Genomic DNA, 23,313 nt, shown 5'->3' with positions numbered 1-23,313 from the left:
GCTGGAGCTACAGGATGATCAAGTCGCGCGCCGCCGTTGCCTTCGAGGCCAAGAAACCCCTGGAAATCGTTGAAGTCGACGTCGCCATGCCCAAGGCTGGCGAAGTGTTGCTGCGCGTGGTGGCTTCCGGTGTCTGCCACACTGACGCCTACACGCTGTCGGGTGCCGACCCGGAAGGGATTTTTCCGTCGATCCTCGGTCATGAAGGCGGCGCCATCGTCGAGGCCATTGGCGAAGGCGTGACCTCCGTGGCGGTGGGCGACCATGTGATTCCGCTGTACACACCCGAGTGCGGCCAGTGCAAATTCTGTAAGTCGGGCAAGACCAACCTCTGCCAGGCCATCCGTGCTACCCAGGGCAAGGGCCTGATGCCGGATGGCACTTCGCGTTTTTCCTACAAGGGCGAGACGATCTTCCACTACATGGGAACCTCGACTTTCTCCGAGTACACCGTGTTGCCGGAAATCTCCGTCGCCAAGATCGCCAAGGATGCACCGCTGGAAAAAGTCTGCCTGTTGGGATGTGGCGTCACCACCGGTATCGGCGCGGTGCTCAATACGGCCAAGGTCAAGCCGGGTGATACCGTGGCGATCTTCGGCCTGGGCGGCATCGGCCTGTCGGCTGTGATCGGCGCCGTGAAAGCCCAGGCCTCGCGCATCATCGCCATCGACATCAACCCGTCCAAGTTCGAAATCGCCCGGCAACTGGGCGCCACCGATTTCGTCAATCCGAAGGACTTCGACCGTCCGATCCAGGAGGTCATCGTGGACATGACCGATGGCGGCGTGGACTTTTCCTTCGAATGCATCGGCAACGTCCAGCTGATGCGTGCCGCATTGGAGTGCTGCCACAAGGGCTGGGGCGAGTCGGTAATCATCGGCGTGGCCGGTGCCGGCCAGGAAATCTCCACCCGTCCATTCCAGTTGGTGACGGGGCGCGTCTGGCGCGGTTCGGCGTTTGGTGGCGTGCGTGGTCGCAGCGAACTGCCGAGCTACGTGGAAATGGCCGAGAAGGGCGAGATTCCACTGGATACTTTCATCACTCATACCATGGGCCTGGAAGACATCAACAAGGCTTTCGACCTGATGCATGAAGGCAAGAGCATCCGCACCGTCATTCATTTCTAAGGAGCAGCGGCAAGCGGCGAGCTACAAGCTGCAAGTAGGCCTGGCACTCTCTTGCAGCTTGAAGCTTGGCGCTTGCCACTGGAATGTCCATGAACCTCGAAAACATCTCTTGCCAGAAAAGCTTCGGCGGCTGGCACAAGCGTTACCGGCATCGTTCCGAAGTGCTTGGCTGTGACATGGTATTCGCCGTCTACCTGCCACCCCAGGCCGAGCAGGGCGGCAAGCTGCCTGTGCTGTACTGGCTGTCGGGGCTGACCTGCACCGACGAGAACTTCATGCAGAAGGCCGGCGCCCAGCGCATGGCCGCCGAGCTGGGGTTGATCATTGTCGCGCCGGACACCAGCCCCCGTGGGGCCGATGTACCGGGGGATCCGGACGGTGCCTGGGACTTCGGCCTGGGCGCGGGATTTTATCTGAATGCCACGCAGGAACCCTGGGCGCGGCACTATCGGATGTATGACTACGTGGTGCAGGAGTTGCCTGCGCTCGTCGAGACCCATTTCCCCGCCTCGGACAAGCGCAGTATCAGCGGGCACTCCATGGGTGGGCATGGGGCGCTGGTCTGCGCCTTGCGCAATCCGGGTCGTTACCAGTCGGTGTCGGCATTTTCGCCGATCACCAATCCGATGGATTGCCCCTGGGGGCAAAAGGCTTTTTCCCGTTACCTGGGAGAGGACCGTTCCAAATGGCGGGAATGGGATGCCTGTGCGCTGATCGCCGAAGCGGAGGAGAAGCTGCCCTTGCTGGTGGACCAGGGCGACCGTGACGACTTCCTGGCCAACCAGCTCAAGCCCGAAGCCTTGCAGCAGGCGGCAAAGGCGGCCGGCCATCCCCTGGAGTTGCGCCTGCAACCGGGCTATGACCACAGCTACTACTTCATCGCCAGTTTCATCGACGATCACCTGCAACATCATGCCCGCGCGCTCGGGAGGGCAATCGGTTAGTTTTTTCCACCACGCCGGGAAGACTAATTGAGAACACCCCTACCTCTAATGCAGGTAGAATCACGCCCTGACAGAAATCAGGGCGTTTTTTTATGCGTATTGGCCACGGCTATGATGTTCACCGGTTCACTGAAGGCGATTTCATTACTCTGGGCGGTGTGCGGATCGCACATGGTTTCGGGCTGCTCGCGCATTCTGATGGTGACGTCTTGCTGCACGCCTTGAGCGATGCCTTGCTCGGCGCCGCCGCGTTGGGCGATATCGGCAAGCATTTCCCTGATACCGATCCGCAATTCAAGGGCGCCGACAGCCGTGCGCTGCTGCGCCACGTGGTGTCGCTGATCCACGCCAAGGGCTGGACGGTCGGCAATGTCGACAACACCATCGTGGCCCAGGCTCCGAAGATGGCACCGCACATCGAAACGATGCGCCAGTTGATCGCCGAGGATCTCCAGGTCGGCATCGACCAGGTGAACGTGAAGGCCACCACCACCGAGAAGCTGGGCTTCGTCGGCCGCGAAGAAGGCATCGCCGTCCATTCCGTTGCCTTGTTGCTGCGCCCATGACCGAACTGGAACTGTTGGGGCCGCGTGCCTATGGTGAGTCGCTGGGCAGTGCGGTACTGAAAGCCACCGCCGAGGATTTCCAGGTCGATGAAGTGCTGGATATTCCACTGACCGGCGATGGCGAGCACCTGTGGCTCTGGGTTGAAAAGCGTGACCTGAACACCGAGGAGGCCGCCCGGCGCATTGCCAAGGCTGCCGGCGTGCCGTTGCGCACCGTCAGCTACGCGGGACTCAAGGACCGCCAGGCCCTGACCCGGCAATGGTTCAGCATCCAGTTGCCCGGCAAGGCCGACCCGGACCTTTCGGCGGCGCAGAACGACACACTGAAGATTCTCAAGACCGCCCGCCACAGGCGCAAGCTGCAACGTGGCGCGCATTCGGCCAATGGCTTTACCTTGCGGCTCACTGGGTTCAAGGGCGACAGCGCGGCGGTCGATGCTCGCCTGCAGACGATCGCTCGCCAGGGCATCCCCAACTATTTCGGCGCCCAGCGGTTCGGGCACGATGGCGGCAATGTCGTGGATGCGCGCGCCTGGGCTGCCCGCAGCGCCCTGCCGGAGCAGCGCAATGTACGCTCGAGGCTGTTATCCGCCGCGCGCAGTTATCTGTTCAATCGGGTACTGGCGGCACGGGTAGCCGATGGAACCTGGCAAAAGGCACAGGTTGGCGACTTGCTGGCCTTCACCGACAGCCGCAGTTTTTTCCCTGCCGGCGAAGCCGAATGCAGCGATCCGCGCCTGGCAATCCTCGACCTGCACCCGACCGGACCGCAGTGGGGCGAGGGGCCTTCGCCCGCCGCTGGCGCCACCTTCGAGCTGGAACAGGCTGTTGCCGAGGGGGAGGCCGATCTGCGGGACTGGTTGATAAACGCGGGAATGAATCACGAACGTCGCATCCTGCGACTGCCCATTGGCGGGCTGTCGTGGCATTATCCCCAGCCTGACATTCTGCAACTGGAATTCGTCCTGCCGGCCGGATGTTTCGCCACTGCCTTGGTGCGCGAACTCGTCGATCTGGTGCCGGTAGGGCAGACGGACAGCCCATGCGTATTCTGATTTCTAACGACGACGGGGTGACAGCACCCGGTCTTGCCGCGCTTTATGCTGCGCTGGCGGATTTTGCCGAGTGCGTGGTCATCGCCCCGGACCAGGACAAAAGCGGCGCCAGCAGCTCGCTGACGCTCGATCGTCCGCTGCACCCCTGCTACCTGGATAACGGTTTCATCAGTCTCAACGGCACCCCCACCGACTGCGTGCACCTGGGCCTCAACGGTTTGCTGGAACGCGAACCGGACATGGTGGTTTCGGGTATCAACCTGGGGGCCAACCTGGGCGATGACGTGCTTTATTCCGGTACGGTCGCCGCTGCCCTGGAAGGTCGCTTCCTCGATCATCCGTCGTTTGCTTTCTCGTTCGTTTCGCGGCAGGTCGACAATTTGCCCACTGCCGCCTATTTCGCCCGTAAGTTGGTGCAGGCCCACGGTGAACTGGACCTGCCGCCACGCACGGTGCTGAACGTGAATATCCCGAACCTGCCTCTGGACCATATCCGCGGCATCCAGCTGACCCGCCTGGGCCACCGCGCCCGCGCCGCCCGGCCCATGCATGTGGTCGACCCGCGGGGCAAGGCCGGCTACTGGATCGCCGCCGCCGGTGATGCCGAGGATGGCGGGCCGGGCACGGATTTCCATGCGGTGATGCAAGGTTATGTCTCGATCACGCCGTTGCAGCTCGACCGCACCTTCAATGATGCCTTCCGACATCTCGATGGCTGGCTGGAGGGGCTGCACTGATGGCTCGTGAGCAAGACGATATGCTACGCCGCGGGATCGGCATGACTTCCCAGCGGACCCGTGAACGACTGATCCAGCGGCTCTACGAAGAAGGTCTGTCCAACGCCCAGGTGCTGGAAGTGATTCGCCGTACGCCGCGGCATCTGTTCGTCGATGAAGCCCTGGCCCATCGGGCCTATGAAGACACGGCGTTGCCGATCGGCCATAACCAGACCATTTCCCAGCCTTATATGGTGGCTCGCATGAGCGAGTTGCTGCTGGAGGCGGGCCCGCTGGACAAGGTGCTGGAGATCGGCACCGGTTCGGGTTACCAGACGGCGGTCTTGTCGCAACTGGTGGAGCGGGTGTTTTCCGTGGAACGGATCAAGGTGCTGCAGGATCGCGCCAAGGAGCGCCTGGTGGAGCTGAACCTGCGCAACGTGGTATTTCGCTGGGGCGACGGCTGGGAAGGCTGGCCAGCCCTGGCGCCTTATAACGGAATCATCGTCACGGCCGTGGCGACCGATGTGCCCCAGGCCCTGTTGGATCAACTCGCACCGGGTGGACGCATGGTCATCCCGGTGGGCGCCGGCGAAGTACAGCAATTGATGCTGATCGTGCGGGAAGAACATGGCTTTTCGCGACACGTCCTGGGGGCGGTGCGGTTCGTGCCGTTACTCAATGGGCCGTTGGCCTGAGCATTTATAAACAGAGGCTGAATTCCGTGACGCTGGCTGTGTCTTACAGCGGCATCGATTTGTCGAATACGCTTCAACGGCGGCGAGCAAACGTGTGCGGTAGCGTCCCGCGCGTCATTGATAGAAGGGTGGGCGCGGCCCGTTATACTCGCGCCACCTCTGCCTGGACAGGCAGTTTCCATTTTTTCAGCCACCACAAAGGGAGCGGCGGGTGAGTCTCACAGTCATTGCGCAGCGTATGAGTATCACGAGCTTTCAGCGCCTGTTGACTGGCCTTGTCTTGAGCAGCTTCTTGCTGGTCGGTTGTTCCAGTACACCATCGGGTAATGTCCGGGTCGTCGATCGCAACAATGCTGCGCCGCAACGTCCTACAGTAACGACCGGTCAGTATGTAGTCCGTCGCGGCGATACGCTGTTTTCCATCGCTTTTCGCTATGGCTGGGACTACAAGGCTCTCGCGGCGCGTAACAACATTCCTGCGCCCTATACCATTCATCCAGGTCAGACGATTCGCTTCGATGGTCGCAGCGGTTCAACGCCAACCGCGGTGGTCACCCAGTCCGGATCGACGCCTTCGTCTTCGAGTAAAACCACGGTGATACGCCGGCCAGTGGGGGCTGCGACGGCGACAGTACCGTCCGTCGCGAACAAACCGGCCCCCGCTCCACTGCCTCCGGCAGGCCCCGCCCCGACAGGCTGGGGATGGCCTTCTAATGGCGTTCTTATTGGAAAATTCTCTTCAAACGGTAGTTTGAATAAAGGAATTGATATCGCCGGAGATTTGGGACAGCCTGTTTTAGCCGCGTCTGATGGCACGGTTGTGTACGCCGGGAGTGGTTTGAGGGGCTACGGCGAACTCGTGATCATCAAACACAGCGATACCTACGTCAGTGCCTACGGTCACAACCGCAGGCTGTTGGTTCGGGAGGGGCAGCAGGTCAAGGTCGGACAGACAATTGCCGAAATGGGGTCGACGGGTACAGACCGGGTGAAACTGCATTTTGAGATTCGCCGACAAGGTAAACCGGTAGATCCGCTGCAATTCCTGCCACGTCGTTGATAGGTTGTCAGCCTGTTCCGTCACGTAGAGGGAACAGGCTCCAGCGTTGCCAAGGATAAAGGCGTCGCTCGAGCTTGAGGTCGAACTCACCAAAGGACTATAACAATGGCTCTCAGTAAAGAAGTGCCGGAGTTTGACATCGACGATGAGGTTCTCCTTATGGAGACCGGCATCGCTATGGATTCGATGTCGAATGATGAAGGGGCGTCATCTCCACCTTCCGTTCGTGCCAAATCCAGACACTCCGCTTCACTTAAACAACATAAGTACATCGATTACACCCGGGCGCTGGACGCCACTCAGCTGTACCTCAACGAAATCGGTTTCTCGCCACTGCTCTCCCCAGAGGAAGAAGTTCATTTTGCGCGGCTGTCGCAAAGTGGCGACCCGGCCGGTCGGAAACGCATGATTGAAAGCAACCTGCGCCTGGTGGTGAAAATCGCCCGACGTTACGTCAATCGTGGGCTCTCGTTGCTGGACCTGATCGAAGAGGGCAACCTGGGATTGATCCGCGCCGTCGAGAAATTCGACCCTGAACGGGGGTTCCGTTTCTCGACCTATGCCACCTGGTGGATTCGCCAGACCATCGAACGGGCGATCATGAATCAGACCCGTACGATCCGGCTACCGATCCACGTGGTCAAGGAGCTGAATGTCTACCTGCGGGCCGCCCGCGAGCTGACCCAGAAGCTCGACCATGAGCCTTCACCGGAAGAAATCGCCAACCTGCTGGAAAAACCGGTGGGCGAGGTCAAGCGCATGCTCGGACTCAACGAGCGGGTTTCCTCCGTGGACGTCTCGCTGGGGCCGGATTCGGACAAGACCCTGCTGGACACCCTCACTGACGAACGCCCCACCGACCCTTGCGAACTGCTCCAGGATGACGACTTGTCCCAGAGCATCGATCAGTGGCTCTCGGAACTGACGGACAAGCAACGGGAGGTGGTGATCCGGCGTTTTGGCCTGCGCGGCCATGAAAGCAGCACCCTCGAAGACGTCGGCCTGGAAATCGGCTTGACCCGGGAAAGGGTCAGGCAGATCCAGGTGGAAGGCCTCAAGCGCTTGCGGGAGATCCTGGAGAAGAATGGCCTGTCGAGTGAGTCGCTGTTTCAGTAACCCGAGTGCAGCGCAGCGAGAAAAGCCCCGACTGGTTCGGGGTTTTTCCGTTTTTGAGCAGATGTATCGAGCACTACGCTCTGCGATGCACGCTTGTGGCGAGGGATTTCTACGCCTTCTCTATTTATAGATTCAGCGTGTAAGCCTTTGCCTAGTGTTGCGTAAGTGATCGGTTTCTCATTGGCGGGACAGACAGCTATAAGCACTGTGATTTTTTTGTATTTATATGATTTGTAAGGTTTTTTATTTTGTGAATGTGGCGTGACAGAGCAAGCCACCTGTATCAGCCGCGTTGCACTCACCTGGGAAAACACTAATATCAGTCCTGTGTCGACGGACAGACACACCCGTCACGGACGATGGGGAAGGAAGGACATCGCAGGATGCGATTCATCAGGATGATGAAAAGGATCAAAGGGATTAGGGAAAAAATGTGGGCGGGTCAAACCGCCCCTTTTTTTTGCCTGTAATTCCTTGAATTCGCAAAAGCAAAAAGGCCCGCAAGGGGCCTTTTCGATGAGCGCAGGAAGGATCAGCGTTCGAGGTCCGCGATCTTGCCTGGCTTGCCATCCCACTCTTCAGCGTCTGGCAGGGCGTCTTTCTTCTCGGTGATGTTCGGCCAGATATCCGCCAGCTCGGCGTTCAGCTCGATGAAGTTCTCCATGCCGGCCGGCACTTCGTCCTCCGAGAAGATGGCTTGTGCCGGGCATTCCGGTTCACACAGGGCGCAGTCAATGCACTCGTCCGGGTGAATGACCAGGAAGTTAGGCCCTTCGTAGAAGCAGTCCACCGGACAGACTTCTACGCAGTCGGTGTACTTGCACTTGATGCAGTTGTCGGTGACGACGAAGGTCATTTCTAGTTTTCTCCTCAGGCGGCGGCAGCGAAGACCCTTCACGGTGGGCTCGCCAGGTTTGGGAGCGATAGTCTGCAGACCAGGCTAGTTGCCTGCAGCATCCCAAACCGCGCGAGATTCTAACAGCTTGAAAGCCTGTGCGTTAGATCCGTGTCTTCAATGTATAGAGTAAATCCAATGCCCGGCGTGGGGTGAAGTCGTCCAGGTCGAGCTTGGCCAGTTCATCGAGTACCGGATGCGGCAGGCTGGCGAACAGGTCGCTTTGCTGCGGGGCGGCGGGTTTGCCCTTGGCCGGGCGCGGTGCTTCGTGGGGCAGGCTGGTGGTTTCCAGGCGGCTCAAGTGCTCCCGGGCGCGGCTGATCACGTCGCCAGGCACGCCGGCGAGCTGTGCCACCGCCAGGCCGTAGCTCTGGCTGGCCGGGCCGGGCAGTACATGGTGCAGGAACACGATTCGATCATTGTGCTCGGTGGCATTGAGGTGGACGTTGGCCACCAGCGGCTGGCTTTCCGGCAGCACCGTCAACTCGAAATAGTGAGTTGCGAACAACGTATAGGCGCGCAGCTGTGCCAGTCGTTCCGCCGCCGCCCAGGCCAGCGACAGGCCGTCGAAGGTGCTGGTGCCGCGTCCCACTTCGTCCATCAGCACCAGGCTGCGCTCGGTGGCGTTGTGCAGGATATTGGCGGTCTCGCTCATTTCCACCATGAAGGTCGAGCGCCCGCCGGCCAGGTCATCGCTGGAGCCGATCCGGGTGAAGATGCGGTCCACCAGGGATAACTCGCAGCTGGCTGCCGGTACGAAACTGCCGATGTGAGCCAGCAGCACGATCAGGGCGGTCTGGCGCATATAGGTGGATTTACCGCCCATGTTCGGACCGGTGATTACCAGCATGCGGGTATTGTCGTCCAGGCTCAGATCGTTGGCCACGAACGGGGTGGTCAGTACCTGCTCGACCACTGGGTGACGACCTTGGCTGATGCGCATGCACGGTTCGCTGACGAAGCGCGGGCAGTTCAGGTCCAGGTTCAAGGCTCGCTCGGCCAGGTTGCTCAATACGTCCAGCTCCGCCAGCGCGGCAGCGGTGTCCTGTAGCGGCGGCAGTTGGCTGATCAGATCCTCGAGAAGGGCGTCATAGAGCATCTTCTCCCGTGCCAGGGCGCGGCTCTTGGCCGACAGGGCCTTGTCTTCGAACGCCTTGAGTTCCGGGGTGATGAAGCGCTCGGCACCCTTGAGGGTCTGGCGACGAATGTAGTCGGCCGGGGCCTGTTCGGCCTGCTTGCTCGGCAACTCGATGAAATAACCATGGATGCGGTTATAGCCGACCTTGAGGTTGGTCAGGCCGGTGCGAGCTTTTTCCCGGGCTTCCAGGTCGATGAGGAACTGGCCGGCGTTTTCGCTCAGGGCTTGCAGTTCGTCGAGCTCGGCATCGTAGCCGGTCTTCAGGACGCCGCCGTCACGGATCACTGCCGGCGGGTTGTCGATGATCGCTTTTTCAAGCAGCGCGGCCAGCTCCGGGTAGGTGCTGGTGTTGCGCGCCAGATGCTGCAGGTGCGGGGCCTCGAGATCGGTCATCGCTGCCTGGAGTTCGGGCAAGACGCCCAGGGCGTCGCGCAGGCGCGCCAGGTCACGGGGGCGGGCGTTGCGCAGGCCGATACGCGCCAGGATCCGCTCGATGTCGCCGATTTCCTTGAGCTGTGGCTGCAATTGTTCGAAGCGGTACCGGTCCAGCAAGCAGGTAATCGACGTCTGTCGGGCCAGCAACACCGTCAGGTCTCGCAGGGGGCGGTTCAGCCAGCGGGTGAGCAAGCGGCTGCCCATGGCGGTCTGGCAGCGGTCGACCACCGATTGCAAAGTGTTGTCGCGCCCGCCGGCCAGGTTGGTGTCCAATTCCAGGTTGCGGCGGCTGGCACCGTCCAGCACCACCGTGTCGTCCAGACGCTCATGGCGCAGGCTGCGCAAATGGGGCAGGGCGGTGCGTTGGGTTTCCTTGGCGTAGGCCAGCAGGCAGCCGGCCGCGCCGATGGCCAGGGTCAGGTTTTCACAGCCGAAGCCCTTGAGGTCCTGGGTGGCGAACTGTTGGCAGAGGCTTTTCAGCGCCGAATCACGTTCGAAATCCCACGGCGCGCGGCGACGTACGCCACGGCGTTTTTCTGCCGGCAGATCCTTGGGCCAGTCGTCGGGAATCAGCAGTTCCACAGGATTGACCCGCTCCAGCTCCGCCAGCAGGTTTTCCCAACCCTTGATTTCCAGCACCGAGAAATTGCCGCTGGTGATGTCCAGCACCGCTAGGCCGAACAGACGCTCGTCCCCCAGCACTGCGGCGATCAGGTTGTCCCGGCGTTCATCCAGCAAGGCCTCGTCACTGACCGTACCCGGGGTGATGATCCGCACGACTTGGCGTTCCACGGGGCCCTTGCTGGTGGCCGGGTCGCCGACTTGCTCGCAGATCACCACGGATTCGCCGAGCTTGACCAGCTTCGCCAGGTAACCTTCCGCCGCATGGTAAGGAATCCCACACATCGGAATCGCCATGCCCGCCGATTGCCCACGCGCCGTCAGGGTGATGTCCAACAACTTGGCGGCCTTCTTCGCATCCTCGTAGAAGATTTCGTAGAAGTCGCCCATGCGGTAGAACATCAACTGATCGGGATGCTGGTTCTTCAGGCGCCAGTATTGCTGCATCATCGGCGTGTGGGAGGACAGGTCGTTCACGGCGGTGTTCATGGGTGTCAGGCAAGCTCGTTGAAAGGTGTGGGGCAAAAGGAGGGGCATTGGCCCGGCTTTTCCGCGATGGGCGCAAGGTTAACATGGGTGGTCTGGTGGGACCCAGGGATGAGCGTCTTCCATCGCTTTGGTAAAGCAGGATTTCTGACCCTTGGGTATTTCTTGCCGCCGGAGTGCCTGCAGTCGCCTTACGGAGCATGGGCTGGAGATAATAAAAAACCCGACGCTTGGTCGGGCTTCTCTTGAAATCTGGATATTAGGTTCGTTTCGCCTCGGCTTGCATCATCAACTGATTCTGCTGCTTGGTAGCTTCAATCAAAACCTCGCTGTAAACACGCTTCTTTTGGTCCGATTTTGCATTGCGAATAAAATCGGCAAAGGTGCTTTTGGCCCCTTTAGTCAAACCTAGCTTGATCGAGATCATAGGTGCGCTCCGGATGGTGGCCCGAGCGTGGCCTCTAGGTCGGCAGGGATAGGGTAGTCAATTTTTATCGCCACCAGCTTTATAAAGTCGTCCCGAGTTGTCGATATGCTTGAGCAATGGATCCACATGGAAATGTGCAGATATATGCAATTCAGCATTTGTATTCCGCAAAAAGAACAAGCATCATGCGCGTTATGCAAAAACGCAACGTTTCTACCGTATTAAGAGCATTGCTCGATCAGCACGGGATCTCCCCCACGGAGCTTCACCGGCGTACCGGCGTGCCTCAGTCAACCCTCTCGCGGATCCTCAGCGGCAAGATCGTCGATCCTTCGGATAAGCATATCTCGAAGATCGCCGAGTATTTTGCCGTGAGCACCGACCAGTTGCGCGGGCGCGCCGATCTTTCGCCCGTTGGCAGCGGGCGCCGCGACGAGCCGCATTCCGAACTCAAGGACATAAGCCTGTGGGACGACGATACCCCTGTCGAAGAAGACGAGGTCTCGGTTCCCTTTCTGCGTGAGGTTGAATTGGCTGCTGGATCAGGAAGATTCGTCATCGAGGAGAGCGAGCGCTCCAGCCTGCGCTTTGGCAAGCGCAGCCTGCGCCATAACGGCGTGCAGTTCGACCAGGCCAAATGCGTGACGGTGCGCGGCAACAGCATGCTGCCAGTACTGCGCGATGGGGCCACGGTCGGGGTGAACGCAGGCAAATGCGGGATCGGCGACATTGTCGACGGCGACCTCTACGCCATCAATCACAACGGCCAGCTGCGGGTGAAACAGCTCTACCGCTTGCCTACCGGTATCCGCCTGCGCAGTTTCAATCGCGAAGAACACCCAGACGAGGACTACACCTTCCAGGAAATGCAGGATGAGCAAATCGTCATCCTCGGTCACGTCTTCTGGTGGGGCATGTACGCCCGCTAACCTCTTCGCTGTCAGATAAAACCCGCCGTCGTGCGGGTTTTTTTTCGCCTCTCGAAAGCCCGCAACCCCGTATCTGCAAGGGCTCCATGCATTTACGCATTCTTCGTGCATAAATAAATGCATTTTCGCATTGACTGGATATGCATACATGCATATTCTGTGTCCAAGCCGCTCGACAAAGTGGCTGGCAACAACCGCTCTTTAGTTTCACCCACAGGCAGCGATGAACCGGCCTCAACGGTTCAGAGGGTTGGCAACTGGCCCAGGTGTGCAGCGTAAAGCACCAGAAGCAGTTATCCGGCGGGCAGGGACCGCGGCCGGAGGAACAATTTGAATGGATCCGTACCGCGCCAGTCGCGCCGAAAGATCAAGCGCATTACTGAAAAGCCTGGGGCAACCGGGCTTTTTGGAATGCCTGCACCGTAAGGTGCGTTCAAACACATCACCACCGCCAATGGAGGGCTTCCGATGCTGAAGGATTTCAGATGCGGTCACTGCAAACGACTTCTGGCCCGCGTGGGCGAGAACACCGAACTCCAGATCAAATGTTCTCGGTGTGGGACGTTGAATCATGTGAAGGCCGTTGAGCCTCGAGTGAACGCCGGTGAGCGAACAGCGTGCGGAATAGACCCTGCACTCCGTGCTCAATGACATTCAGCGAGGTAAGAAAAGTGAAATTGCTCAAAAAAATCCTACTGGCGACTGCGTTTCTGTCGTCCTCCGTATCCCTGAACACTTGGGCTGATACGGCCATGTCGTGGAACCTGGCCCGGGACATGTACCTGATGACCGAAGCTGCACCGGCCGGTTCGCCGTGGTCGTTCATGCAAAACAAATCGGGGGTGAATGTCTCGGCCAACTACACGCTCTTTCCTACGTTCCAGGGGGGGACATGCAATGGCCAGCCAACCACCTGCTGGCGGGACGATGCTACGGGAGCCTGGATTTCCATTCCCAACGCAAATTTCACCTTCACGGGTTCAGGTACCAGTTTCGTATTCAAGCGGGGCGACGTAGCCACACATCCCGGCACCAACAGCCAGAGCATCTTCCGCTGGGCCAGTCCTGTCACCGGCAACATCAACGTGTTGGGTCGGGTCAACGACCTGCATAACGCCTGTGGGGATGGTATTGGCTGGTCGCTCAACCTGGGCGACACAGTGCTCCAGTCGGGGAGCCTGGCAAACGGCGGTAGCACTACGTTCATGTTGAACAACGTCGCAGTCATGCCGACGTCTTTGCTTTATCTGGTCATCGACAGGAAGGCGAACAACTCTTGCGACGCGACCAGTGTGGACATGCTGATTACTCGGTAGACGCAATAGGGGCTCCGGAGGCATCCAGTTAAAAGAGTTGTATCAACGCGCCTCAAAAAACCATTTATCTAAGGGAAGAAAACCAGTGAAAAAATTGCTCAGCATGCTGCTCGCAGCCGTCCTGTCGAGCCAGACCCTCCACGCGTTTGCCGAACTCTCACCTGTCGGTTCCTGGCAATTCGCTTCCTACCATGTTCCGGGCGGTGGTTTTTATGCCAACCAGACGATCTGTTTCAAAACAGACAATACCTGGTACTCGAGTTCCCAGGCCGGCTGGAAGGGCGCATGGTTCCAGAACGGGGACGATCTCCAATGGAACGGGAGTGTGCCAATGCCGGGTGCAGGGAGCGCTAACAATCTCGCGACCATTGCCATGGGTAAGTTAGCTGTCGCTGGTTCGATGTCGGGTAACTACGCGGAATGGGCCGCACCCAGTGCGCTGCCACTGCCCTGGGACAGGCACTACACCTACACCATGACTTACAAAGGCGCGACCTGCGCTGCGCCAAAGTGATTTCAATCTTCAGTGACCTGGCCAACGTTTGAACGCTGCTTCCAGTGACTCAATGGGTTGCAACGACCCAATCTCTTTCAACTTCAAACAACTTACCCGCCCAATCTTAATCACCCCAGGAAACGAGACATGACAAACGAGCAACAAGCGTTGCTGGACATGCCGATCTGGCTGGTCATCGTGCTCGCCCTGGTGGGCGGGGTGTCCGGCGAGATGTGGCGTGCCGACAAGGAAGGGGCGCGCGGTTGGTCCCTGTTACGGCGCCTGGCCTTGCGCTCCGGTGCCTGCGTGATCTGCGGTGTCTCGGCAATCATGCTGCTGTATGCCCTCGGCATGTCGATCTGGAGTGCTTGCGCCCTGGGTTGCCTGACCGCCATGGCTGGCGCCGACGTGGCCATCGGGCTGTACGAGCGCTGGGTCGCCAAGCGGATTGGTATCTGCGAAATGCCACCGCCGGATTCCCGTTCCGACCAACAGTGAGCCCGGTGCCCCAGCCCACAGCAAAGAGGCCATCCAATGCCCGTTCTCATTGAAAAACCATCGCAGTTGTTTTCCGCCATTGCCGAGACGCTGCGTACCACGTTTCCCGGCCTGAAGGTCGGGAGCCTCCAGGACTTCGACGACACCGGCGATCAGCCTTGGGTCTTGATCGCCATCGAGCGCGATGCGTCAGGCAACCGTGCCAACGACGCACGCATTGCCCATGTCCTGACGCTGTCCATGCAAGTCGTGTCGCCGGGCGCGGGGTTGGCGGCCTGCGATCTGGCCAGTGAGTTGAAACGCCTGATCGTCGACAACCGCTGGGGTCTGTCGGCCGAGCAATGCAGTCGGCCAGCGGATGTCGAGGGTATCGCGTCCGTCTTTAGCGGCGGGACCCGGTCCTATACCGCCTGGACCCTTTCATTCACTCAAACCCTGTACCTGGGTCCGACGCTGCTGGACGACCCCTCGGGTATCCCGAAATTTGCCCGTACCTGGGAAGTGTCGAACATCGACGACCCGGATCAATACACCTCACTTGAGGCCTGAACCATGTTCGATGGACTTGTACGCCTGCACCTGGGGCCGATCATCGAGCGCCTGGCCGAGGTGGAAGCCGAGCTGGAAGACCTGCATCGACGCGCCGACAGCTTCTGCCGCATCGGTGTCTGTCAGGAAGTGGATGCGGCCAGCAACACGTGTCGGGTCAGCCATGGGGATCTGTTGACCCCGGCGATCCGGTTCTTCAACCCGAGTGCCGGTGCCCAGAGCGAATCGCGGATCCCCTCGATTGGCGAGCAGTGCCTGCTATTGAACCACGGTGGTGGCGATGGCGGCGGTCAGTCGGTGGCGTTGTTCGGTCTCAATGGCGGTCAGTTTCCGCCCGTCTCGACACAGGCCTCGCTGACGCGTCGGCTCTATCAGGACGGCACGGAGAGCGGCTACGACCATACCAGCCATGTCCTGCACTGGAACAACGGCCCCACCGCATTCGCCGGTTCCCGTGAATCCCTGGAACTGAGCATCGGTCCGGCGCGGCTGGCGATGAGCCCAGAGACGATAGAACTGCAACTGGGCGCCGTCGGCATTCGGCTCGACGCCTCCGGTGTGCACCTGAGCGGCCCGTTGGTGGATCACCAGGGACGCGTCATCAGTACCGCATAAAGAGCTTCCCATGATCGGAATCGATAGAAACACCGGCGTGACGGTGGACGACTGGCTGCAGTTCGTGCAGCGCGCCACCCGGGCGTTGACCACGCCTCTGGGCACGCGTCAGAAACGCCCCTTGTACGGCTGCGCACTGACGCAACTGCTGGGACAGAACCTCGGCGACGATCTGCTGATCCTGGCCCAGAGCCACGCGGCCCAGGCGTTCTACAACCCGCACAACGGCATCGGTGACTTCGAACCGCAAGTCATCGTGGCCAGCCGGCATGGTGCCGGGCTGCTGCTGCGCTTCGCCGGCATCTGGAAAAACCGCAAACAGACTTTCGAGGTGGTGACATGAGCATGTTGATCCCCGGCCAGAATCAGTTGGCCGAACCTGCCATCGTGACCGTCGAAGCGTTCGAGGATCTGCTAGCAGAATTCAAGACCTTCGTGGTGGAGTACGTTGCCGCACGCTCTCCCACCAGCGCGGCGAAGCTGGTGGACAGTCTTGAAAACGAAAGCGAACTGCTGACCCTGGCGCTTGAGGCGTTCTGCGTACGGCTGCAAACCCACGAACGCAAGTACAACGCCCGCATCAAGCAGATGTTGGCGTGGTGGGCCACGGGCACCAACCTCGACGCTCGTCTCGCGGACATGGGCCTTGAGCGTCAGTTGCTTGACCCAGGCGACCCGGCAGCGTTCCCGCCCATCCCCCCGGTCTACGAGAGCGATGACGATGCGCGGTTGCGCTACTACCTGGCGCCCCATGCGCCAGCGGCCGGCTCGCGCATGCAGTATCGGCGGGAGATTTTTACCTTGGGTGAACGGCCAGTGGTGAAGGTGGACAGTGCGGCTGGCGGTGTCGTGAACGTGACCTACACATTCGATCCGGACGGTCTCGCCGCGCAGGTCAAGGACGGCAACGGACGCCGGACAGCCCCGGGTGAAGTCACCGTGACGGTGTTGTCCCGGGAGGGTGATGGCACGCCGTCCGAAGCGCTGCTGGACGGTGTTCGCCGGCACTTCGCCCGGCCTGACGTACGACCGGAAACCGATCTGGTCATCGTGCAGGCCGCGCAGATCAAGCCTTACAAGATCCGCGTCGTGGCGAAGATCAATGCCGGCCCGGATTCAGGCTTGACCCAGGTTGCCGCAGAACGGCAATTGCGGGACTACGCCGAGGCGTGTCATCGACTGGAAGGTCGGGTGGACCCGAGCTGGATCGACTACACGCTGCACAGCGCCGGCGCGGTCCAGCTCGAGATTCTCGAACCGCTGGAGCCGATCGTGACCACGGCTTTCCAGGCACCGTATTGCACGGGCGTCGAGGTCGAGGTGCAAACGCTATGAGTGACGACACACCTCGCCCGAGTCTGTTGCCGGCCAACAGTTCACCCTTGGAAAGGGCACTGGACCTGGGGTTCGCTCGGCTGCTCGAACGCATCGATCCGCCGTTTCCCGAGCTGATGAACCCGGCCGCCACGCCGTTGGCGTTCCTGCCGTATCTCGCGGCGGATCGTGGGGTCAACGAGTGGAGCTCCACGGCTCCCGAAGCTGAAAAGCGCCTGACCGTTGAACTCGCCTGGCCCACCGCCCGGCAGGCCGGGACGCGAAAGGCGCTGGAAAATGCTGCCAAGGGTTTGCAACTGATGCCTGAAGTGCGCGCCTGGTATGAGCAAACACCCCCTGGCCCGCCCTACAGTTTTTCCGTCAGGGCATTTACCGAGCAGCCCTACAGCGAAGAAATCGACACCCGTCTCGACCGTCGCCTGGCGGATGCCAAAAGCGAACGCGACACCTTGAAGGTGTCTGTCGGCTTGAGTGCATTCGGCCGTCACGTCATCGGCGCCGCCACGCTGTGCGGCGAACTGACCACGGTTTATCCGATCGTCATCGAAGGACTGGAAGCCTCGGGCCAGGCTTTCATGGCCGCCGGGCTCTACAGCGTCGAAACCTCCACTATTTATCCACAGGGGTCCTAAATGGCCGACTACTACACCCTACTCACCGATGCGGGGATCGCCTACGAAACCGCCTGCAAGGCGGCGGGCACACCCATCAAGCTGTCGCAGATTTCCGTCGGTGATGGCGGCGGCGAGGTCTACAACCCAGCCGCCACCGCTACGGCGCTCAAACGCGAAGTGTGGCGCGGGCCGATCAATGCGCTGTTCCAGGATGAGAAAAACCCGAGCTGGTTGCTGGCTGAAGTGACTATCCCGCCTGAAGTGGGCGGCTGGTATGTGCGAGAGGCCGGGATCTGGACCGATACCGGGATTCTGTATGCGATTGTCAAATACCCGGAGTCGTTCAAACCGGTGTTGGCGACGTCCGGCTCGGGCAAAGAGTTCTACATTCGGTCGATTTTCGAGACCGGCAATGCTGAGCTGGTGACGTTGTTGATTGACGACACGATCGTCAAGGCTACGCGGGCCTGGGTGGCCGGCTATGTGGCCGAGGAACTCGCCAAACTCGACAGGAAGCAGTCGGTGCGGGTGGCGACAACGGCCAACATTGCCTTGAGTGGCGCGCAAGCCATCGATGGTGTTGCGGTTATCGCCGGGAATCGGGTCTTGGTCAAGGCCCAGACCTTGGCGAAAGACAACGGTATTTACGTGGCCGCGAACGACGCTTGGGTTCGGGCAAAGGATGCCGATGCGAGCGCCGAAGTGACTTCGGGGTTGATTGTCTCGGTGGAGGAGGGCGCGACGCTTGCCAACACGATCTGGCAGTTGATTACCGACGGTACGATTGTACTGGGCACTACGGCCTTGACGTTTCAGAACATCACTCAAGGATTTGCGCCGCTCAATTCGCCGGTGCTCGTTAATCCGACGGCCAATACGCCGCCGCTATTCGACAACACGAAGTCGATCGCGACGACGGAATACGTTATGCGTGCCGCCGGTAACTATCGCGGCTTCACCAACGTTACGGCAGCGGCCACATTGACGGCGGCTGCCGCTGGCACGTTGGTTACGGCCATCGGGTCGTTCACACTCACCCTGCCGCCGGTCAACGCTTTACCCTATGGTGGGGCGATCCATTTCCGCAATATTGGCAGCGGCGTTGTCACTGTCGTTTGTGCTGGCACTGACAGCATAAACTCGGGTGCCGGACAGATTACGAGTATTGAGTTACAAGTAGGTGCCACTTTAGAACTAACCGGTAATGGTGCGAGCGCCTGGTGGGCTGCTGGATCCGCGCAATTGCAATACTCCAGGGTGTTTGGTGCTACCGCGGCGCAGTTCGACAGCAGCAAGTTGCTGGCTACGACTGAGTTTGTTAGGAAGAACTCAGGTAACCATGCGGCCGTTGGCAGCTTGAGCGCGAACGTGACCTTGTCCGCTGCCAACACGTTTGGCATGTCTTACATGCTGAACTCTGTGACCCCATTCACTGTCACGCTTCCCATGGCGAATACCGCAGGCAACGGAGGAGTCGTTACGTTCACCAATGTATCGACAGCTGCGGTAACCCTGACTTTGCAGGGGGCGGACTACATGACGGGCATCCCTGGAGTCGGAGCTGGGGGGAGTGTTGTGTTAGGACCGCGGGATACCCTTACCCTGTCAACCGCCGGGGGGACGGCCTGGTATGCAGAGGATGGATCAACGCGTGACGCACAGTCGACGGCGTTGAGAGCTTTGATGGGTAACCTTGGTGCTGTCGTCCTCGTTACCGATGCGATCAGTCTTACCGTTGCACATTGTGGCGTTCAGTTGGTAGGGAACGGGTTGCTCAGTAATAAGACTATTACGCTTCCTCCGAAGTCTGATGTGCCTCTGGGAGCGATGATCCATTTTTCTGCAGGCGCTTCAAACGTCACACTGGCGTGCGCAGGGACCGATATCCTTGCACCTGGCCCTGGTGGGGGAACCACTATTTCGTCATTTATTATTGAAGCACTTGACTCGGTGACGCTTGTAAATGTCGGCACGGCTTGGCGAATGGTTGGCGGATCTCAAATTAACAAACACAGTGGTCAGTTTGGCTCCAATCTCAGTGGTAATGGCTACCAAAAGCTCCCAAGCGGTTTAATCGTCCAATGGGGTGTTGGCGGTACTACAAATGGGGTTGGCACATGGACTTATCCCATAGCATTTCCTAACGCAGCTCTTCGTGTGTTCGCAAGTAATGACGCTACGGCCTCTGGCACAAGCATGTATGCATGTGGTGCTCATCCCACTTCTGGAAGTCCTAATGTGTCAGCGTCCTTGGCAAGTCAACTTGCGACGGGTGGTGATGCCATCTTTCTATTAGCCATTGGTTATTGAGGGACTAAGAGAATGTCTAATCTATTAACGACCGACTCATCTATCCCGGTTATCGGTGCTACTGAGTGCGTGGTTCGAAAATGACTCTTTATTCAAGTAAGACAACGGGTGGTTTTTACGATGACTCCATCCACTCCGCTGAGCAGATTCCTCTCGACGCGGTTGAAATAACCCAGAAGCTGCATGCAGAGCTTCATGAGGGGCAGTCAATGGGAAAGCGGATCTCAAGTGGCGATGATGGTTATCCGATACTGGTCGATCCTCCTGTGCAATCGCCTGAGGTTTTGGCGGCAATTGAGCGTGTATGGCGTGACGGCCAGCTTGTTGTGACTGATGGCATGGTTGCTCGGCACCGTGACGAGTTGGAAGAAATGTTGAAAACCACGCTTTCTATCGAGCAGTACTCGGAGCTTCAGGCCTATCGTCGGTTGCTGCGTAACTGGCCAGAGACGAGCAAGTTCCCATTGGTCGATCACCGTCCGATAGCACCGTCCTGGTTACCTGAGCAATCCCAATAAACGCCCCGCATCGACGGGGCGTTTTCTTAACCCTCAAACACCCGACATCACTCAGTAGCCCCTTCCTCAAAAGGGGCTTTTTCGTATCTGGAGAACCCAAAAATGGCACCACGCCAAACCTACACCGTGCTCCTCCCATTCCCCACCGGCGGCGGTCACTGGTCGACCACCGGCCAGGAACTCGACCTGCTCGACGTCGAGGCCAATGCCCTGCGCAGAGCCGGTCGCCTGGAGCTGAAGAAAACCGAAGCCGTCGAACCGGCTTCTGCATCCACCGCGGCCAAAAAGGCCGCCACCAAGAAGGCTGAATAACCATGGCTGAGGTTTTGAACTTCGAGCACAACGGCATTACCGTCAATGCCACCGAGTCTCCCGAGGCCATGGGTGGCCTGGGTGACAACGTCATCGGGCTGGTCGGTACCGCGCCGAATGCCAACCCGCTGATTCCGAAAAACACCCCGTTCCGTATCAACAGCTTCACCACCCAAGCTCAGTTGGACCCGACCGGTGCGGAGGCGGGCACGCTGTTCCATGCCGTCTACCAGATCCTCAAAGTGGTCAAGGTGCCGGTGTACGTGGTCATCGTCGAAGAGGGCGCCACGCTGGCCGACACGCAGAACAACGTGATCGGCGGTATCGAGGCGCAGACCGGGCGCAAGTTGGGCCTGGCGGCGTTGAGCGGGGTGGCCGAGGACCTGACCATCATCGGCGCGCCAGGCTTTACCGGCACCAAGGCCGTGGCCAGCGAGTTCGCTTCGTTCGGCAAGCGCATCAAGGCGCGTGTGGTGCTCGACGGCAAGGACGCCTCGGTCGCCGATCAAGTGACCTACAGCCAGGAACTGGGCGGCGCGGACCTGGGTTTCGACCGTTGCCTGGTGGTGCACAACATGCCGGCGGTGTACTCCAAGGCTGCGAAGAAAAACGTTTTCCTGGCCCCGTCGAGCCTGGCCATCGCCGCCCTCGCCAAGGTCAAGCAATGGGAGAGCCCGGGTAACCAGGTGACCTATGCCGAAGACGTTTCGCGCACCGTCGAATACAACATCCTCGACACCTCCACCGAGGGCGATCTGCTCAACCGCTACGGCGTCAGCTACTACGCCCGGACCATCCTCGGCGGCTTCTCGCTGCTGGGCAACCGTTCCATCACCGGCAAGTTTATCAGCTACGTCGGCCTGGAAGATGCCATCAGCCGCAAGCTGGTCAAGGCCGGCCAGAAGGCCATGGCCAAGAACCTGACCAAGTCCTTCATGGACCAGGAAGTCAAGCGCATCAACGACTGGCTGCAAACCCTGGTGGCCGATGAAACCATTCCGGGCGGCAGCGTGTACCTGCATCCGGAACTGAACAGCGTCGAGAAGTACAAGAACGGCACCTGGTACGTGGTCATCGACTACGGCCGCTACGCGCCGAACGAACACATGATTTATCAACTCAACGCCCGCGATGAAATCATCGAGCAGTTCCTGGAGGACGTTCTCTAATGTTTACCAACCGCGTAAGACAGGCCATCGCGGCCACCCTGCAAGGCCTGCCGTTGTCGGCGACCGTCGAGGAATTCACCCCGCCGAAGATCGAATTCGAAATGGAGTCGATGACTGGCGGTCGCTTCATCGCCGAGGAAATGGCCAAGAGCGGCAAGGCGCTGACGGCCAAGTTGTCGCTGCAAGGCGTCGGCCCGCAAATCATGCTGGCATTGGGTGTGAGCGTAGGGGACGACATTCTGCTGAACGTGCGCGAGGCCGGTCAGGACCAGGACGGCAACACCTGGTCCACCTATCACACCGTGGGCGGCAAGTTGAAATCCCTCGAGGAAACCGCCCTGAAGATGAACGAGAAGCCCAGGACCAATCTGGAGCTGTCCTGCCGCACGTACAACCGCCTGGAAAACGGCGTTCCGGTGATCGACATCGACGTGCGCACCCAGAAGTTCGTGCTCAACGGCGTCGACATCCTCGGCGATGCTCGCCGTGCGGTGTTGCTGCCTTAAACGGATGCCCGTCAGTTGCACCCAATCCCTGTGGCAGCGAGCCTGCTCGCGATAGCGGTGTGTCAGCCAACATCGATGCTGACTAGCCCGACGTCATCGCGAGCAAGCTCGCTCCCACAGGGTGTCCTCTGATTCACCAAGGAACTGATTCCATGTCCTGGACGCCTCCCGTTCATGTCTTGCTGTCGCCGATCACCGGTGACGACGGTTCGCAGATCGAGCAGCTTCAACTCAAACCCTTGTTCTATGCCGCGCAAAAAGAGGCCCTGGCCCGTGCCGGCGATGACGAGGACGATCAATTCTTCGAACTGGCCAAACTGGCCACCGGCCTTTCGGTCAAGGAGCTGGACCAGCTCAAACGCCCGGACTACGTGAGCATTGCGCAGTACGTGCACGAGATGTCGACCCGCCCGGCGTCGTACTTCTTGGGGCAAGTCGCTGACGCTCAAACAGCGCCCGCCGACCCCGACCAAGTGCAACTGCTGCAACCGCTCAACGTCGCTGGCCGCAGCCTGATCTCGCTGACCCTGGAAATGCCCGTGCTGCGAGCGACCAAGGTGATGAAAAAACTGAAGACGGCCAAGGAGCGCGCCGAGTTCATCACCGCCCATTGCACCGGGCTGATGATTCCCGACCTGGACCTGTTGACCGTGCCTGACTGGACTCAGCTTCAGGTGCGCATCGACGATTTTTTAAACAAACCGGCGGACTTCTTTCGGAGCGCGACATCGAAGTGATCCTCGATGTGGTGCCGCTCATTTACTCGGTAAGTGAGGCGGAAATCCTGGAGTGGGACGCCGGCAAGGCCTTGCGCCGCTACGACATCGCGATCGCTCGCCTTGGCGTGAAACAGGAGTAAAGC

Annotated in this window: 28 protein-coding genes; 25 read left to right on the top strand and 3 right to left on the bottom strand. The window is 59.7% G+C overall.

Translation table 11 applies throughout. The features are described 5' to 3' along the window. Positions 1-14 precede the first annotated feature (14 nt). From BW992_RS01245 to rpoS, 8 genes are all read left to right on the top strand, one after another. Entirely contained in the window at positions 15-1,127 is a 1,113-nt protein-coding gene (locus BW992_RS01245) for an S-(hydroxymethyl)glutathione dehydrogenase/class III alcohol dehydrogenase (RefSeq protein WP_072387917.1), read from the top strand. Positions 1,128-1,210: 83 nt separating this feature from the next. After that, complete coding sequence (gene fghA / locus BW992_RS01240; protein ID WP_165887773.1) at positions 1,211-2,071, top strand: S-formylglutathione hydrolase; 861 nt, start codon at positions 1,211-1,213, stop codon at positions 2,069-2,071. Positions 2,072-2,163: 92 nt separating this feature from the next. Continuing rightward, a complete protein-coding gene (ispF, locus tag BW992_RS01235) occupies positions 2,164-2,637 on the top strand; it encodes a 2-C-methyl-D-erythritol 2,4-cyclodiphosphate synthase (RefSeq protein ID WP_072387913.1) in 474 nt (157 codons plus the stop codon). Beyond that, on the top strand, positions 2,634-3,692 hold the full coding sequence (gene truD / locus BW992_RS01230; protein ID WP_072387911.1) for a tRNA pseudouridine(13) synthase TruD: 1,059 nt from the start codon (positions 2,634-2,636) through the stop codon (positions 3,690-3,692). The genes ispF and truD overlap by 4 nt, the downstream gene beginning before the upstream one ends. Next, on the top strand, positions 3,680-4,429 hold the full coding sequence (gene surE / locus BW992_RS01225; protein ID WP_072387909.1) for a 5'/3'-nucleotidase SurE: 750 nt from the start codon (positions 3,680-3,682) through the stop codon (positions 4,427-4,429). The genes truD and surE overlap by 13 nt, the downstream gene beginning before the upstream one ends. 41 nt (positions 4,430-4,470) lie before the next feature. Further along, positions 4,471-5,106: a protein-L-isoaspartate(D-aspartate) O-methyltransferase gene (locus BW992_RS01220; protein ID WP_172679635.1), complete on the top strand. Its 636-nt coding sequence runs from the start codon at positions 4,471-4,473 to the stop codon at positions 5,104-5,106. Between the two features lie 211 nt (positions 5,107-5,317). Beyond that, positions 5,318-6,166 carry a peptidoglycan DD-metalloendopeptidase family protein gene (locus BW992_RS01215; protein WP_072387907.1) on the top strand — a complete coding sequence of 283 codons (849 nt, stop codon included), beginning with the start codon at positions 5,318-5,320 and terminating at the stop codon, positions 6,164-6,166. A gap of 105 nt (positions 6,167-6,271) precedes the next feature. Then, complete coding sequence (rpoS, locus tag BW992_RS01210; protein WP_072387904.1) at positions 6,272-7,282, top strand: RNA polymerase sigma factor RpoS; 1,011 nt, start codon at positions 6,272-6,274, stop codon at positions 7,280-7,282. A 532-nt stretch (positions 7,283-7,814) separates the two neighbouring features. Here rpoS and fdxA read toward each other — a convergent pair. The 3 genes from fdxA to BW992_RS27045 all read right to left on the bottom strand — a co-directional run bounded on the left by fdxA (position 7,815) and on the right by BW992_RS27045 (position 11,284). Next, positions 7,815-8,138 carry a ferredoxin FdxA gene (fdxA, locus tag BW992_RS01205; protein WP_072387901.1) on the bottom strand — a complete coding sequence of 108 codons (324 nt, stop codon included), beginning with the start codon at positions 8,136-8,138 and terminating at the stop codon, positions 7,815-7,817. Positions 8,139-8,280: 142 nt separating this feature from the next. Continuing rightward, on the bottom strand, positions 8,281-10,848 hold the full coding sequence (mutS, locus tag BW992_RS01200; RefSeq protein ID WP_172834647.1) for a DNA mismatch repair protein MutS: 2,568 nt from the start codon (positions 10,846-10,848) through the stop codon (positions 8,281-8,283). Between the two features lie 268 nt (positions 10,849-11,116). Beyond that, a complete protein-coding gene (locus tag BW992_RS27045; protein WP_168199556.1) occupies positions 11,117-11,284 on the bottom strand; it encodes a hypothetical protein in 168 nt (55 codons plus the stop codon). 194 nt (positions 11,285-11,478) lie between these two features. Between BW992_RS27045 and BW992_RS01195 the strand changes: the two genes are divergently transcribed. From BW992_RS01195 to BW992_RS27330, 17 genes are all read left to right on the top strand, one after another. Beyond that, positions 11,479-12,213 carry a LexA family transcriptional regulator gene (locus BW992_RS01195; protein WP_072388731.1) on the top strand — a complete coding sequence of 245 codons (735 nt, stop codon included), beginning with the start codon at positions 11,479-11,481 and terminating at the stop codon, positions 12,211-12,213. Between the two features lie 468 nt (positions 12,214-12,681). After that, positions 12,682-12,864: a Com family DNA-binding transcriptional regulator gene (locus BW992_RS27145; RefSeq protein WP_072387891.1), complete on the top strand. Its 183-nt coding sequence runs from the start codon at positions 12,682-12,684 to the stop codon at positions 12,862-12,864. 20 nt (positions 12,865-12,884) lie between these two features. After that, entirely contained in the window at positions 12,885-13,529 is a 645-nt protein-coding gene (locus BW992_RS01185; protein WP_076407311.1) for a hypothetical protein, read from the top strand. An 85-nt stretch (positions 13,530-13,614) separates the two neighbouring features. After that, complete coding sequence (locus tag BW992_RS01180) at positions 13,615-14,043, top strand: hypothetical protein (protein ID WP_076405354.1); 429 nt, start codon at positions 13,615-13,617, stop codon at positions 14,041-14,043. A gap of 129 nt (positions 14,044-14,172) precedes the next feature. Beyond that, the gene (locus BW992_RS01175) at positions 14,173-14,523 is read left to right on the top strand and encodes a phage holin family protein (RefSeq protein ID WP_072387887.1); all 351 of its coding nucleotides are present in this window, start codon (positions 14,173-14,175) and stop codon (positions 14,521-14,523) included. A 36-nt stretch (positions 14,524-14,559) separates the two neighbouring features. Continuing rightward, a complete protein-coding gene (locus BW992_RS01170; RefSeq protein WP_072387885.1) occupies positions 14,560-15,072 on the top strand; it encodes a hypothetical protein in 513 nt (170 codons plus the stop codon). Positions 15,073-15,075: 3 nt separating this feature from the next. Continuing rightward, positions 15,076-15,687, top strand: coding sequence for a phage baseplate assembly protein V (locus tag BW992_RS01165; protein ID WP_072387883.1), 612 nt, complete (start codon positions 15,076-15,078; stop codon positions 15,685-15,687). 10 nt (positions 15,688-15,697) lie between these two features. Beyond that, positions 15,698-16,030: a phage baseplate protein gene (locus BW992_RS01160; protein WP_072432261.1), complete on the top strand. Its 333-nt coding sequence runs from the start codon at positions 15,698-15,700 to the stop codon at positions 16,028-16,030. Then, positions 16,027-17,022 carry a baseplate J/gp47 family protein gene (locus BW992_RS01155; RefSeq protein WP_072459442.1) on the top strand — a complete coding sequence of 332 codons (996 nt, stop codon included), beginning with the start codon at positions 16,027-16,029 and terminating at the stop codon, positions 17,020-17,022. Before BW992_RS01160 ends, BW992_RS01155 begins: the two co-directional genes overlap by 4 nt. Continuing rightward, positions 17,019-17,654, top strand: a complete 636-nt coding sequence (locus BW992_RS01150) for a phage tail protein I (protein ID WP_072432263.1) — start codon at positions 17,019-17,021, stop codon at positions 17,652-17,654. The genes BW992_RS01155 and BW992_RS01150 overlap by 4 nt, the downstream gene beginning before the upstream one ends. After that, entirely contained in the window at positions 17,655-19,946 is a 2,292-nt protein-coding gene (locus BW992_RS01145) for a phage tail protein (protein WP_076405352.1), read from the top strand. An 80-nt stretch (positions 19,947-20,026) separates the two neighbouring features. Next, on the top strand, positions 20,027-20,464 hold the full coding sequence (locus BW992_RS01140; RefSeq protein ID WP_076405350.1) for a phage tail assembly chaperone: 438 nt from the start codon (positions 20,027-20,029) through the stop codon (positions 20,462-20,464). A gap of 102 nt (positions 20,465-20,566) precedes the next feature. After that, on the top strand, positions 20,567-20,776 hold the full coding sequence (locus BW992_RS01135; protein ID WP_076405348.1) for a hypothetical protein: 210 nt from the start codon (positions 20,567-20,569) through the stop codon (positions 20,774-20,776). A 2-nt stretch (positions 20,777-20,778) separates the two neighbouring features. Continuing rightward, positions 20,779-21,945: a hypothetical protein gene (locus BW992_RS01130; RefSeq protein WP_063322735.1), complete on the top strand. Its 1,167-nt coding sequence runs from the start codon at positions 20,779-20,781 to the stop codon at positions 21,943-21,945. Further along, positions 21,945-22,451, top strand: coding sequence for a phage major tail tube protein (locus BW992_RS01125; RefSeq protein ID WP_076405346.1), 507 nt, complete (start codon positions 21,945-21,947; stop codon positions 22,449-22,451). Before BW992_RS01130 ends, BW992_RS01125 begins: the two co-directional genes overlap by 1 nt. 152 nt (positions 22,452-22,603) lie before the next feature. Then, positions 22,604-23,188 (top strand): phage tail assembly protein, encoded by a 585-nt coding sequence (locus BW992_RS01120; RefSeq protein ID WP_072432265.1) that lies wholly within the window; start codon positions 22,604-22,606, stop codon positions 23,186-23,188. Continuing rightward, on the top strand, positions 23,185-23,310 hold the full coding sequence (locus BW992_RS27330) for a hypothetical protein (RefSeq protein WP_256573040.1): 126 nt from the start codon (positions 23,185-23,187) through the stop codon (positions 23,308-23,310). Before BW992_RS01120 ends, BW992_RS27330 begins: the two co-directional genes overlap by 4 nt. Positions 23,311-23,313 lie beyond the last annotated feature (3 nt).

It is taken from the genome of Pseudomonas sp. 7SR1 (genome assembly GCF_900156465.1).
GTDB lineage: Bacteria > Pseudomonadota > Gammaproteobacteria > Pseudomonadales > Pseudomonadaceae > Aquipseudomonas.
The sequence above is the reverse complement of the archived record's forward strand: the minus strand, read 5'-3'. Positions and strand labels throughout refer to the sequence as shown.